13 protein-coding genes are annotated in these 13519 nt (G+C 40.5%); 2 read left to right on the top strand and 11 right to left on the bottom strand.

What is annotated here, in order from left to right; genetic code table 11:
- Positions 1 to 149: 149 nt before the first annotated feature.
- The 6 genes from chrA to ACFFGV_RS07900 all read right to left on the bottom strand — a co-directional run bounded on the left by chrA (position 150) and on the right by ACFFGV_RS07900 (position 7919).
- Entirely contained in the window at positions 150 to 1337 is a 1188-nt protein-coding gene (chrA, locus tag ACFFGV_RS07925; RefSeq protein ID WP_377346397.1) for a chromate efflux transporter, read from the bottom strand.
- A 13-nt stretch (positions 1338 to 1350) separates the two neighbouring features.
- Positions 1351 to 1656: a PadR family transcriptional regulator gene (locus ACFFGV_RS07920; RefSeq protein WP_377346395.1), complete on the bottom strand. Its 306-nt coding sequence runs from the start codon at positions 1654 to 1656 to the stop codon at positions 1351 to 1353.
- Positions 1657 to 2083: 427 nt separating this feature from the next.
- The gene (hemY, locus tag ACFFGV_RS07915) at positions 2084 to 3508 is read right to left on the bottom strand and encodes a protoporphyrinogen oxidase (protein WP_377346393.1); all 1425 of its coding nucleotides are present in this window, start codon (positions 3506 to 3508) and stop codon (positions 2084 to 2086) included.
- A 9-nt stretch (positions 3509 to 3517) separates the two neighbouring features.
- Entirely contained in the window at positions 3518 to 4450 is a 933-nt protein-coding gene (gene hemH, locus ACFFGV_RS07910) for a ferrochelatase (protein WP_377346390.1), read from the bottom strand.
- 33 nt (positions 4451 to 4483) lie between these two features.
- Positions 4484 to 5518, bottom strand: a complete 1035-nt coding sequence (hemE, locus tag ACFFGV_RS07905; RefSeq protein WP_377346389.1) for a uroporphyrinogen decarboxylase — start codon at positions 5516 to 5518, stop codon at positions 4484 to 4486.
- A gap of 232 nt (positions 5519 to 5750) precedes the next feature.
- Positions 5751 to 7919: a transglycosylase domain-containing protein gene (locus tag ACFFGV_RS07900; protein WP_377346387.1), complete on the bottom strand. Its 2169-nt coding sequence runs from the start codon at positions 7917 to 7919 to the stop codon at positions 5751 to 5753.
- Between the two features lie 186 nt (positions 7920 to 8105).
- Between ACFFGV_RS07900 and ACFFGV_RS07895 the strand changes: the two genes are divergently transcribed.
- Positions 8106 to 8597, top strand: a complete 492-nt coding sequence (locus ACFFGV_RS07895; RefSeq protein ID WP_377346385.1) for an antibiotic biosynthesis monooxygenase family protein — start codon at positions 8106 to 8108, stop codon at positions 8595 to 8597.
- A gap of 62 nt (positions 8598 to 8659) precedes the next feature.
- Here ACFFGV_RS07895 and ACFFGV_RS07890 read toward each other — a convergent pair whose 3' ends face one another.
- The 5 genes from ACFFGV_RS07890 to ACFFGV_RS07870 form a co-directional block, all read right to left on the bottom strand.
- Positions 8660 to 9079 (bottom strand): disulfide oxidoreductase, encoded by a 420-nt coding sequence (locus ACFFGV_RS07890; RefSeq protein ID WP_377346383.1) that lies wholly within the window; start codon positions 9077 to 9079, stop codon positions 8660 to 8662.
- A 514-nt stretch (positions 9080 to 9593) separates the two neighbouring features.
- Positions 9594 to 10232 (bottom strand): response regulator, encoded by a 639-nt coding sequence (locus ACFFGV_RS07885; RefSeq protein ID WP_377346486.1) that lies wholly within the window; start codon positions 10230 to 10232, stop codon positions 9594 to 9596.
- Positions 10233 to 10236: 4 nt separating this feature from the next.
- The gene (locus tag ACFFGV_RS07880; RefSeq protein WP_377346381.1) at positions 10237 to 11289 is read right to left on the bottom strand and encodes a sensor histidine kinase; all 1053 of its coding nucleotides are present in this window, start codon (positions 11287 to 11289) and stop codon (positions 10237 to 10239) included.
- A 9-nt stretch (positions 11290 to 11298) separates the two neighbouring features.
- Complete coding sequence (gene liaF, locus ACFFGV_RS07875) at positions 11299 to 12105, bottom strand: cell wall-active antibiotics response protein LiaF (protein ID WP_377346378.1); 807 nt, start codon at positions 12103 to 12105, stop codon at positions 11299 to 11301.
- A 149-nt stretch (positions 12106 to 12254) separates the two neighbouring features.
- The gene (locus tag ACFFGV_RS07870; protein WP_377346376.1) at positions 12255 to 12902 is read right to left on the bottom strand and encodes a phosphatase PAP2 family protein; all 648 of its coding nucleotides are present in this window, start codon (positions 12900 to 12902) and stop codon (positions 12255 to 12257) included.
- Between the two features lie 127 nt (positions 12903 to 13029).
- Between ACFFGV_RS07870 and ACFFGV_RS07865 the strand changes: the two genes are divergently transcribed.
- Positions 13030 to 13464 carry a ferritin-like domain-containing protein gene (locus ACFFGV_RS07865; protein ID WP_377346374.1) on the top strand — a complete coding sequence of 145 codons (435 nt, stop codon included), beginning with the start codon at positions 13030 to 13032 and terminating at the stop codon, positions 13462 to 13464.
- The last annotated feature ends 55 nt before the right edge of the window (positions 13465 to 13519 follow it).

Raw genomic sequence — 13519 nt, 5'->3', positions numbered from 1 at the left:
ACTATTGCTTTCTCCATTGTATCAATTGATTACAAGATTTGGTATGCATGAAACAAATACATATTAAAGAAAAATCCCTACTACAGCTAAAAGGGATAGTTATATGAAAAGCCTCAAATGTGTTAAACACATCTGAGGCTAAACAACTTCTATGCAATTAACTGTAAGACATATCCACCTGCAACACCAAGAATAACAATGAGCCATGCGGGAACCTTCCATATGTTCAAGAGACCAAATAAAATGATAGCTAAAGCGAAATCCGTCGCGTCCATAATCGAGCTTTTGATTACAGGATCATAAAATGCTGCTAGTAGAATTCCTACAACACTTGCATTTACCCCCATTAACACGCCCTGGAACGATTTCCTTTGTCTAAGCTCATTTAAGAAAGGAAGTGCAGCTATCAGAAGAAGAAAGGATGGTAAAAAGATGCCAGCTGTAGCAACAATTGCTCCTCCAACCCCTTCTATCATCGTCCCTAGATAACTTGAGAACGTAAATAAGGGTCCAGGTACAGCCTGCGCCATTCCATACCCTGCAAGAAATTCATTTGAGGTGAGCCAGCCTTGTGGTACAATTTCTCTCTCAATCATGGGAAGTACAACATGCCCCCCGCCAAATACAAGCGAGCCAACACGGAAGAATACATCAAATAGCTTTAAGAGAATCAGGTTAGAGGCGCTAGCAATAATCGGTAAAATGGCTAACAATACTACAAGTACACTTAAGGAGGCCACCCCTGCTTTTTTAGAGATACCTATAGCGAGAGGCTGCACCTTGGTGTCTGCTTTTTCTTTAAAGAGATACAACCCTATTGCTCCTGCTGTAATAATAATAGCAATTTGCATCCAAGCTGATGGGATAAGAAGCATAATGGTTGCCGCCCCGAGAGCCATCCCAATGCGAGTTTTATCCGGAGTTAACTTTTTGCCTAACCCAATTAGGGCATGCAGAACTACTGCAGCAGCAACTACTTTCAAGCTATGGATAAAGATGGCATCTTCTAATGAGAAAGTTTGATACAGCATAGCAAATAACACTAAGACAATAATAGATGGTACCGTAAATCCGAACCAGGACACTAATCCTCCTAATACTCCACCACGAAGCATACCGATTGATATGCCAACCTGACTTGAAGCAGGTCCGGGCAAGAACTGGCATAAAGCAATAATATCTGCATATGTTTTTTCATCTAGCCATTTACGTCGGTCAATATACTCCTCTTTAAAATAAGCAAGGTGCGCCACGGGACCACCGAATGAGGTTAGACCAAGTTTAGTAGAGGCTAATAATATAGTTAGTAATGTCTTAAAGTAATGTTCTTGTTTCATTCCGCTATCCCCTTTACTTAATTTCTTTAAATAGCTCATATGCCTTAGCTCGAGCTTCTGTTAGTACATCCTCCCCCTTAAGAGTAATGCTGTAATATTTACGAATCTTTCCTTCTACTTTTCGCTCCTCCATCCTTAAAAGCTCATCCTTTTCCATATTGTGCAAAATAGGATAAAGCGTACCCGGACTAATATCATACCCATGCTCCTGTAATTCCTCGAGCATCCAGGTTCCATAAATGTGTTCCTCTTTGGCATGATGAAGAATATGTATTTGAATAAACCCAAGGAACAATTTGCGTAATACTTTATTGTCCACCATCTTCCCCCCTTACCTTAATATCGAAATCCGTTATCGATTTTCGATATTAAGTGTATAAGAATCGTAAAGTGAATTCAATCCCTTGTTTGTTAAAAATGTGTAAAGGTTTTTCGATAGAGATTTCCTCTTTCGATTTTTTCCAGTATGTTGAAAAAAGATTCCATAAACGAGAGCGTTTTTCAGCAAAAAATAACAACAAGAATTAACAAACTCTTATATCAGAAATTGCACTTTCTTTAAAAAATGTTAGTGTTTCAATCATTTCAAGATTGAGTCCATTTTGATTTATGAAACAGTGTGCTAATCAGAGTGAAAAGCCAACGTAAAAAAGGACGAAATCATCTCTGATTTCGTCCGTGATTGGGATAAGTGAAGCTACTAAATATGTTGGCAAGTAACTCAATAATATAATCGTTCCATAAAGCTAGTTCACTGCGATGTGTGGTTCGGCATGCTGAAGGTATTCCAGCACCTGCTCCACAGCGGTTTCCCCTTGATCTATACAGTCGGGTACACCTAGTCCGTTGTAGGAAGCTCCTGCAAGAAAGACACCTGGCAGCTGTTCTCTCAAATGATGAGTGATGTGCTCCATCCGCTCTTTGTGTCCTACTGTATATTGAGCACGGGAGTTCCTCCATCGAGTAACGACGGAAAACTCCGGCTTATGATTAAGCTTCATTATTTTATTTAAGTCGTTCCAGACTATATCTACAATTTCTTCATCGGTTTTAGATACGACGTCCTGATCATCAGGCTTACCAACATAAGCTCGCATTAAGGCCTTGCCTTCTGGAGTTGTGTGCGGCCATTTTTTATGAGTCCAGGTACACGCGGTAATACGATAATCACTATTTCGAGAAACAAGAAAGCCTGATCCGTCAATGTCCTTTTCAATCGCTGATTGATCAAAGGCCAGTGCTACATTAGCAACAGAAGTGGCAGGCATGTCCCTCAATGGATTCAGGAAGTCATATTGAGACAGCATCCGCTGAGCTCGATAATGCGGGGTCGTCACAACTAAACTATCAGCCTTTAAAACTTCTCCATTATCTAATAACAAATGGTAGCCATCATCTTTTTTCTCAATATGATCTACCGCTGTATTCAGCCTAACTGTTCCATCTTCTAATTGTTCCTCTACTGCATGAACAAGAGAGCTGAGTCCACTACGGAGCGTTTTAAATACACTAGGTTTCTTATCTGATTTCTTACGCTTTGGAACTGTTTTCTTTAATCCTTTTACAATGCTGCCATGCTCTTGCTCTAATCGATAAAAGTTTGGAAAGGTAGCCATAAGGCTTAAATTGTCAATATCTCCAGAATAGATACCAGAAAGAAGCGGTTCAATTAAATTTTCTACCACTTCATCCCCTAAACGGTAACGGAAAAACTCTCCTAACGATTGATCATCTTTCGAAGTGCTTTTCTTCTTCATGAAATCTCCTGCTGCTTTGAGTTTCCCTGCTGGGGAAAACAGACTTGAGAAGAGAAAAGGGCTGACTTGTGTAGGAATTCCCATATAGGATCCATGAGGAATTTCATGAAGCTTCTCCCTAGCATGGACGTACGATTTACCAGTTGATACGGATACAAGCTCCTCCTCAAGACCAACGTCCTGAATTAGGCGAAAAACGCTCTCTTTCCGGGCAAGTAATGAGTCAGGTCCCCTTTCGATTGTGAACCCGTTCTTTTGTTCTGTGTGAATCATGCCTCCAAGACGATAACTTGCTTCAACTAATCGAACTGTGTACGGGAGTTTGTGTGCTTGTATTTGTTTTTGTAAGTAGTAGGCGGTGGATAGTCCAGTAATTCCGCCGCCTATAATGACAATCTGCTTGTAATCTTCCATGTTTATCCCCTACTTTTCAGCTTTTTTCATCACTACGTTGGCAAGGGTTTGAATGAACAGTGGGTGAACATTAGGCATTTCCGGACGATAATAGCTTGCGCCTACCTCATCACATACCACTTTACACTCATAATCATTGTCATACAGTACTTCTAAATGATCTGATACGAAGCCTACTGGTGCATATACGAAAGTGGTGTACCCTTTTTCGTTATACAAATCCCTCGTTAAATCCTGAACATCCGGACCTATCCAAGGATCTGGCGTATTTCCTTCACTCTGCCATCCAATTTCATAGTGTTGAATTTGCAGTTGATCGGCAATAAGCTTCGCTGTTGTTTTTAATTGTTCTGGGTATGGATCGCCATTTTGTAAAATTTTCAAAGGCAGACTATGCGCAGAAACAATTAGTACTGCGTTGTCTTTTTCCTTCTTTGTCATTTGATCATATACCTTCTGAATTTCATCAGACCAGTATTGAATAAAGCCAGGCTCGTCATACCAGCTTTCTACGGAATAGATAGTCGTTACCCCATGCTTCTCTGCTTCCTCCTGGGCACGACCGTTATAGGATTTAACACTAAATGTGGAGTAGTGTGGAGCGAGCACGATAGAGACAGCTTCTTCAATTCCATCCTGGGCCAATTGTTCCACAGCTTCTTCAATAAACGGTTCAATATGCTTCAGACCGATATACAATTTGAATTCAATGTCATCCTGCATCTCGTTTAGCTTATGCTGTAACGCTTCTGCCTGTTGGTCTGTGATACGAGCAAGCGGTGATATACCGCCAATTGCATTATATCGATCGCGCAGCTCCTCCAGTGCCTCAGTGGAAGGCTTTCGGCCTCTGCGTATATGTGTGTAATAAGGCTCTAAGTCTTCTTCTTTGTAAGGAGTTCCGTATGCCATTACTAGCAATCCCATTGTTTTCTTTGCCATTTGAAAAACACCTCTTTAGTAGATCATTTTAGATTAGTTTCGGCTGGAATATTCGTGCACTAATGAAGTTAGACGCTTTAAAGTTTCCGGTTTAATTTCAGGAAACACACCGTGGCCTAGATTGAATACGTAGCCTGGTTGTTTCATCCCTTGATCCAGAATCGCTTTGGCTTTAGTTTCTATCGTATCCCAATCAGCAAGCAGCACAGATGGATCCAAATTACCTTGAAGTGTTTTCTGGATACCTAATTGACGGGCTTCTTCAACAGAAGTACGCCAATCCAGTCCAATAACATCTATCGGGAGATCGTCCCATTCTTTTAAGAGGTGACCCGCTCCTACACCAAATGTAATTAATGGGACATCTTCCTTTCGTAACTCTGAAAAGATGTATTCCATTGTAGGCTTAATAAAGGTGCGGTAGTCCTCCACGTTCAATGCACCTACCCACGAATCAAAAATTTGTATCGCCCTTGCACCGGCCTGTATTTGAGAGCGGACATAGCGAATCGTCATATCTGCGAGTTTATCCATTAGAAGAAACCATGCTTTTGGCTCACTATACATCATGGCTTTTGTTTTCGTATAATTCTTGGAAGGTCCGCCTTCAATCATATAGCTTGCTAGTGTAAATGGTGCTCCACTAAAGCCAATCAATGGAACATTCAGCTGTTCTTCTGTTAACAACCGAATCGTATCCAATACATACGGTACGTCGCTCTCTGGGTCAATTTGTCCGAGCTTCTCTACGTCGTGGACAGAGCGAATTGGATTGTCAATAACCGGCCCTACCCCTTTTTGAATCTCTACATCTACACCGATAGATGGTAGTGGGGACATAATATCTTTATACAAAATTGCAGCGTCCACATTGTAATTCTCTACCGGTAAACGAGTTACATAAGCACATAATTCCGGTTGATGGGTAATTTCAAATAGAGAATATTTCTCCTTTAAAGCACGATATTCTGGTTGGGAACGCCCCGCCTGTCTCATAAACCATGCTGGAACGTGCTTTGTTTGTTCTCCCTTGAAAGCTTTTAAGATAGTGTCATTAAAATTAGTCATTCTGTCTCACCTTTCACATCGATCCAATAATTACTCTTTTTACAATATAACTGTTTCCGCTTGCAATGTATAGTGACGCAGGCATATTGTCATGAATTCGCCCAATTTATAATTCTTTTCTAATTAGAATAATTATTAATTACAAATTCTATTGTACACTTTTTGTATATAAAATCAATCACTTAATATGTTCCGATCTAGAAATGAAAAAAGCCACCCCTAGGTGAGGTGACTATCTCCATTTCACTTCTACTTCATTAGAAGGATTTCCTTCTATTTTAGTCAAAGAATTATACGGTACAACATAATAAGAGGCTTCACTGAAAAGCCCTACACCTTCAATAGCATACTCTCCTTGTCCCGTTACTTCTCCTACCAATTCATCCTCCGAAGACCCATTCTTATAAATACGATACACCACCCGATCATCTGGTGATGGAGTCCAGGTTAATTTCGCTCTCACCGAAAACACTCGAATATCTAATTCACCTTCTAAATCAGTAATAACTGGAAGCTCTATTGGACTTTGCAGTTCGTCCACGTCATCTGGCTTCACAAATTCAGATTGCAGCTCCTCAGACTGATTCATTCTCGTCAATATATCTTTCATTAAACGTGTAGGCTCAGAGCTTCCTTTCGTTAAATAATGATCTTTGTCAATTTGATCATACCCCATCCATACCGCTCCTACATATTGGGGGGTATAGCCTACAAACCATGCATCATTCGTCTTCCCTTCAGCATAAGGATGCTGCGTAGAACCTGTCTTACCAGCAAGAGCCTTGTTATAGCTGCCAGCTGTTCCCGTCCCTTTTTCCACTACTGCCTCAAGCATACGTGTCATATTCCATGCAGTCTGCTTAGTAAATACTTGCTGAGCTTTTGTGGAAGAATGCGAAACAAGCTCGTCTTCATCATTGTACACCTGTAATATGGTATGTGGTTCCACCACTTCCCCCTTATGAGCGAATGAACGGTAGCCTTTTACAAGGTCGATTGGAGTCAGCCCTTCCTCAAGCCCTCCTAATGCGAGGCTAAGTCCATTATCAGCAATGGATAATCCCATTTTCGATAAGTACTCTTTGGAGTAGCTGACCCCCATCTCATTCATCAGCCATACTGCTGATGCATTTTTAGACAGCATTAACGATTCATACATAGAAATCGATCCTGCATACTGGCCATCATAGTTAGCTGGTCGATATTCACCGTAGGATAGCTGTTGGTCGACTAACATGGAATAGGGCTCATACTGGTCTAATTCCAATGCAGGACCATAAACAGCAAGAGGCTTCATCGTAGAACCTGGTTGCTGTTTTTCATATAAGCGGTTCAAATTACCCTTTTGGAAATCCCGCCCTCCATGGGCTGCGACAATTACACCTGTTTTCTCATCCATAAGCACAAAAGTACCTTCTACACCGTTGGTAGAACCGTTAAAGTATTGATCATCCTGCAAGGCTTGATAGGAAAGCTGCTGTACGCCTTCATCAACACCGACGACAATTTGGTATCCACCCTCATACAGTTCATCATTGCTCAGTCCATACTCTTCCTTCGCTTCCTTTACCACCATATCCAGGTAGCTTGCTAAATAAGGCTTCTTATCTGGATTACCGAGGTTAAGGTTAATCCCTTTCCTTTTTAGCTTCACAGCGTCCTCAGCAGAAATCATGCCCGTGTCATGCATCCGATTGAGAACAATGTTACGCCTTTCCTTGGCACGTTCCGGATGATCGGAGGGATCGTAATAGTTAGGACCTTTTGGTAAAGCAGCAAGTAACGCTCCTTCCTCAACGGACAATTGACTAACTGGTTTATCAAAGAAATATTGAGAGGCTGTTTCAATTCCATATAACCCATTTCCAAAATATATAGTGTTTAAATAGAACTGCAATATTCGATCTTTGCTCACATTGCGCTCCAGATATATGGATGCCATAACCTCTTTCGCTTTTCTCGCCCATGTCTTATCATTGGTAAGAAATAAATTCTTCGCAAGCTGCTGTGTGATTGTGCTTCCACCTTCTACCTTTTCCATGGCTATTAAATCGCGATAGATAGCTCGCATAGTGGATTTAAAGTCAACTCCAGCATGCTCATAAAACCTACTATCTTCAATGGCGATAAATGCATCCTGAACATGAGAGGGTATTGCATCAATGGAAACAACGGTCCGATTTTCCCTGTACAGCTTTCCAAGCTCTTCCCCCTCTTCATTGACGATGGTAGTAGCTTCCTCCAGTACAAACAGTCGCTCATCTACTATCCGCTTTCCCCCATATAGCAACCCCATATAAGCTGCTATTGATAACATCCCAATAACTGCTATAGCAATAATCGGCCATTTCCAATTCGTTTGCTTCCACCAGTTAAATATCGTTTCTTTATTCCACTCCATGCTGTTCACCTCAAAGGAGTTATTTTTCGTTTGATACTCGCTCTATAATGATTATCCTCTTATTATACGATACAACACTATATCCGAGAAACCAGCATCTTCTAGCTTGCTTTTTATTTCTAGGAGTTGCTACACTATGGAATAAGTAAACCGCGTTCATTCACAAGAGGAGAGGAGCTAAAATAAATGAGTGTTTATATGACAAGTGGTACATATGATTATTTGGCAGCACTAAAAGAAAAACACCCTGAACAGTCTGTTTATCTACTTCAAGGCGAAGATAATACAATTGCTTATACAGAAGGTAAGAATATCTTCGATGAAGCCCGGGCATATGAAATCGTAGATCAGGAAGGGACGTTACAGAATGAAGGATATGTGGTCATGAACAATATCCCAGTAACAGATGAAGGCCGTCCCCTTTTTGAAGATCGGTTTAAACAGCGCGCAGGAGCTATTGAGGATTCACCAGGATTTCAATCCATCCGAATCCTCCGCCCTGTACAAGGTAATACGTATATTGTGTTAACCCTGTGGCAAAATGTACAAAGCTTTGAAGACTGGAAGAATTCCCAAGCCTTTCAAAAGGCCCACCAAAATAACGGTCCGCAAAGCAAAGAGAAACCCTCCTATGTTGCTGGACCAGCCTACTTAACAAAATATCATATGACCGAATAGGCGTTATTAGAACGAAACAAAGAGCGATACCCTTTAGTTAGGATATCGCTCTTTCTTTATGACTATTTACCAGCTCTTAACACTTGAACATGGAGAAGGAAAATAATCGTAAACGCCGTAAAGGACAATAACGGTATCGTAATAAAGCCCAGGAGATTTATGTATTCTCCAGAACAAGAAACAGGTCCACACCCACCACCAAAAGCAGGCTGTAAGGCGGGTAATTTCTGTAATCCATAATGGTATGCCGCAAGCAAGAATCCTATGCCGCTCATAATAAGTCCGGCACCTGCGTATCGACTATCCTTCTTTACTAAAGCCAAGCCATATAATAAAACGAGTGGATACATTAAGATCCGCTGATACCAGCATTTTTCACACGGGATAAACTCTAATACCTCTGAAAATATTAAACTGCCAATCATCGCAATAAATGCTTGGAGCCATGCAAAAAATAATAACCTCTCTACTTTTTTCGTCATAAACCAACACCCAGTTCCAGTTTATTATGCTAACAGTATAAATCAATTTTCTCGTTTTCTCTAGTAAATAGAGAAATCGAGACCTCTTACCAAAAAATTCTCGATAAGTTCAATGACAAACTTTTGTGGAAGACTTGCATTGGAGCTGTAAAGGGGCCGTTGCTTTAGTGTGAGGAAGTATAATTTGGAAGACGCTCACTTTCCTAAGGATGAGTGGATATGGCTACTATTATACCTCTCCATATTGCGTGTCTATATCATCATGATGAAACTACTAAGAAACATAAGGATACTAGCGTTTATAACGGATACATACTGTTCGCATGACAAAAGATTCATTTGGCTTAAAGTTGTATAATGCTAGAGCGTTCGCTTATACGTTGATTGTACTGAGCGCATTCAACTCTTCCTACTTTTCTCCACACTATCTCGAAAACATGCCTTCCACTGTCTCTACATGATATGTGACGTACCATATCAGGAGCATTTTCAATACCAAAGGAAAAACGGCTGCTTAATAGCGATTTTTGAATAAACCATTTTTGTGGGCGTACACGGCCGCTTGTGTGCGGTCCTGTACCCCTAGTTTACTTAAGATATTACTAACGTGGGTTTTAACTGTTTTAATACCGATATACAATTTATCGCTGATTTCCTGGTTAGTGAGGCCATCGCCAATACACATCAGCACCTCTAACTCACGGGTAGTTAGCTCTTCGTGAGCTAATTTCTCCATAGTACGGAATCTGGTCATCATCTTATTAGCTACTTTTTGCTCAATATACGGCTCCCCTTTTACAGCTTTCTTAATGGCAGCTGCGATTTGGTCTGCTGAAGATGTTTTTAACATGTAGCTGAAAGCCCCAGCCTCAAGGGCCGGAAATACTTTCTCATCATCATAATAACTAGTTAAGATGATTACCTTACACGATGGATGGGATGCAAGAATTTCTTCCGTCCCTTCTATTCCATTACCATTTTCCATCATTAAATCCATGAGCACCACGTCCACTTGTTCCTTAATTGCAAATGCTGCCCCTTCTTTTCCGCTAGACGCTTCTCCAACTACCTCTAACCCTGGCTCAGTCATTAGATAGGCTATTATTCCTTTTCGCACGACATCATGATCATCCACTACAATTACTCGAATCACTGATTCACTCACGATCATCACTCTCCTGCACTGGTATTCGAATATCAATATACGTACCTTCATGAGGTTTAGACCTAATAGTAAAAGTACCACCGATTTCTTCAGTCCGTTCCTGCATCGTCTTTAATCCGTAGGAAGTTTTCTTATCTTGATCTAGTTCAAATCCCTTGCCATTATCTCCTATGTGTACAAACAATTCTGTTCTTTCCTGTTTTAGTCTTACATCCACTTCTGTTGCTTCAGCATGTCGGAGAATGTTTGATAATGCCTCCTGTACAATCCTAAACAGATGATCCTCTGCGCTTTCTGGTATGTTTTCCATATCATCCATATGCACGTCAAAACGAATTTGGCATTTATCCTGCAATTCGCTTATTAGGTTATGGATACCTTGTTTAAGAGGTTCGCCAGATAAATGGACAGGGCGTAAATGTAACAATAAGGCTCTCATCTCCGTTTGAGCCTGCAGGGCCATTGAGGTTATTTCCTCCAGCTGCTTTTTCGCTAGTTCAGGCTGCTGGTCAAATGATCGCTGTGCAGCCTGTGCCATCATAGTAAGTGCAAATAACTGCTGACTGACTGCATCGTGTAAATCTCTTGCCAAACGCTGTCTTTCTTCTATTGCTGCAGCCTTGTGTGCAGATTTAGCAAACTCGGATTTCTCATCCGCCATGCGCTGTAACGACTTCACTTGACTCTTGAGCTTATTTCCGAGCTCGTTTAATTCAGAGCCAATCCTTGCTATCTCATCATCAGGTGTAAGCCTTATACGGGAATCATACTTTCCTTGGGATAAGGCTCGGATTAAAGTAGATAGTCCATCAATACGTTCTTTCATATCCCCGCTAGATTGAAACCCAACATACAACGATACGAAGAAGGATACGAGCAATAAACTGCCTACAAAAAGGAATATAGCTTCCTTTGACAGCCACTCCGGATTGTACATGACGAAAATGGCTAAAAAGAAAGAGAGCAGAATCATTGTAGTCAAGAACAACCCGTATATATGAGATCGAATGAACTTGTAGCGAACGCTATTTAGTTTTTTCAACACTCAGACCACCTACACTTCATCAACTTTAATGTCACCGAGCACGAAATCAATTTTTAATGTAAGCTTCCTTGTTGCCTCATCATAGCCTGGCGTTTTATACGTTAATATCCTGTTAATGCCATCTGATTTCTGCTTCAATATTCGAATATCTCCGGCCTTGACCTTCGCTTCTATCGCCAAATCCACGTTATCAGGTACAATTACCTTCACATCGCCTATCCAGCCTGTAATAGTCATAGATGTATTTTTATCTGGTATAAATGCTTTCGTAAAATCAATATAATAGTCACCAATAGCATTCCATGTCTTCATCGGCTCAACGGTCCAGTTTGGCTGGTCAAACCGATGGTCTCCAATGGTCATATGTTTGGTCATTTTAAACGATTTGTTGCTCTTCTCCTCCCAGTTGTCAGACTCATCATCCCAATAGGAGGAATCGTCCCATGCATCGTCCGATGAAACAAAAATGGAGGGACCGTTTTTTTTATACGGCAGAAAAAAGCTCACTCCCAAAAACACTAATAAAAGCGGCCAAAGTCGCCAAATATCAAAAAATTGAAAGGCTATTACCTGAAACCGATCAAGGACCAGCAAAATACCAAAAATCAAAAAGAACGAACCCGCTCCAAGTTCATCGCGCTTACCCGCTAAGCTCTCCAGTAGATAAAATAATGAGATTAGTACAATCGCAAACGGATAGGCATAATAGAATGCAGAAGATAGATCAAAGGAAACGATATTGAAATTAGTTAGTACGAGCAGTAATCCTACTACTATGAAGCCAAAGGCTACTATATAGGTTGAAATTCTCCTCATAAGTCATCATCCTTTAACAACAAATTTCTAAGTAGACATCAACAAATGCTCCCCTTTAATGTTGAGAGATTGGCATCCATGTTTTATACATCCATTATATAAAATAAAAATCCAAGCTCCTACAATCCCCAGTTGGTTTATCTATCGGTCTAGAGACGGATATCTTGATCTGATTCTATCCATGACCGAGACAACTGATCCACACCAATAACCACTAACAGAAATAAAAAGCCAAAAAGAAAACCAGCCAGCACATCTGATATATAATGCGCCTCTAATACAAACCTGCTTATCCCAATTAGAAAGGTTAGTATAAACCCTGCTATCCCAATCCAATATACGGCTTTTCTACTTTGTACATATCTCCTTAGATAATAAACAATTAACCCAAAACAGATCACGGATACCATGGCATGACCGCTAGGAAAACTATAGCCAAGTGCGTCAATAGCTCCATCTATCCTCGGTCTTTCTCTTCTTGTACTTTCTTTTATGAAAATATTTAGTTCATTGCCTAGCAGGACACCTATAAATAGCAGGAAGGATCCCAACCAGTCCCGTTTGAGGCATAAAAAAAGAAGGAAGATCATCATGAAGAAGATAATTCCATTCCGAGATCCAAGCTCGGTAATCATAGTAAAGAAATCTCTAATCCTTGCATGATGAAAGGCGGGCAGTATCGCTTCTCCCCACTTATCCATCCATAATGACTTATCTATCACAACAGCATACGTTAGATAGCTAGCCCCTATAATGGCAAGGGCAAGAATAATGAATAAATTACTCCTTCTTTTCATCAAGGATATACACCCTCTTTCTTCTTTATTTTACCTTTTATGGTCAGGAATGTTTAGATTCTTTTTTGTGGGGAAATTTATATTATGTGCCTAGCAGAATTCAAAATATTTATAGGGGTGAATTAAGATGGATAACAAACTTCAAGAACTCATTGATGGACTAAACGTAGACTTAGCACATGAATACGCAGCAAGTATTATGTACACGTATAACGCTGCTGTCGTTGAAGGCTTATATTATCAAGTCTTAAAGCCTTTCTTCCAAAGTGAAATTGCTGATGAACAAGGTCATGCTCTTTACTTAGCTGAAAAAATTAAAACACTTGGTGGTACCCCAACCACTAAGCCAGCAGAAGTGAAACAACTACAAGATGTTAAGGAAATGCTTGAAGAAGCAAAAAATGCAGAGGAAGATACCATCAGTCGGTATGAAACACGTAAGCAGCAAGCAGAAGAGCTTGGCTATACCGAACTAGTTGTTAAACTAGATGACATGATTGCAGACGAAACAACGCACATGGAAGAAATGAACCGTCTGTTAGCTGACCCACGTCTTCAATAATACACCATGCATGAACAAAATCCTGGCAGATTACTGCCAGGATTTCTTTATGTTC

It is taken from the genome of Pontibacillus salicampi (genome assembly GCF_042434395.1).
Taxonomy (GTDB): domain Bacteria; phylum Bacillota; class Bacilli; order Bacillales; family BH030062; genus Pontibacillus; species Pontibacillus salicampi.
Note: the sequence above shows the minus strand (reverse complement) of the source record. Positions and strands in the feature narration are given on the sequence as shown.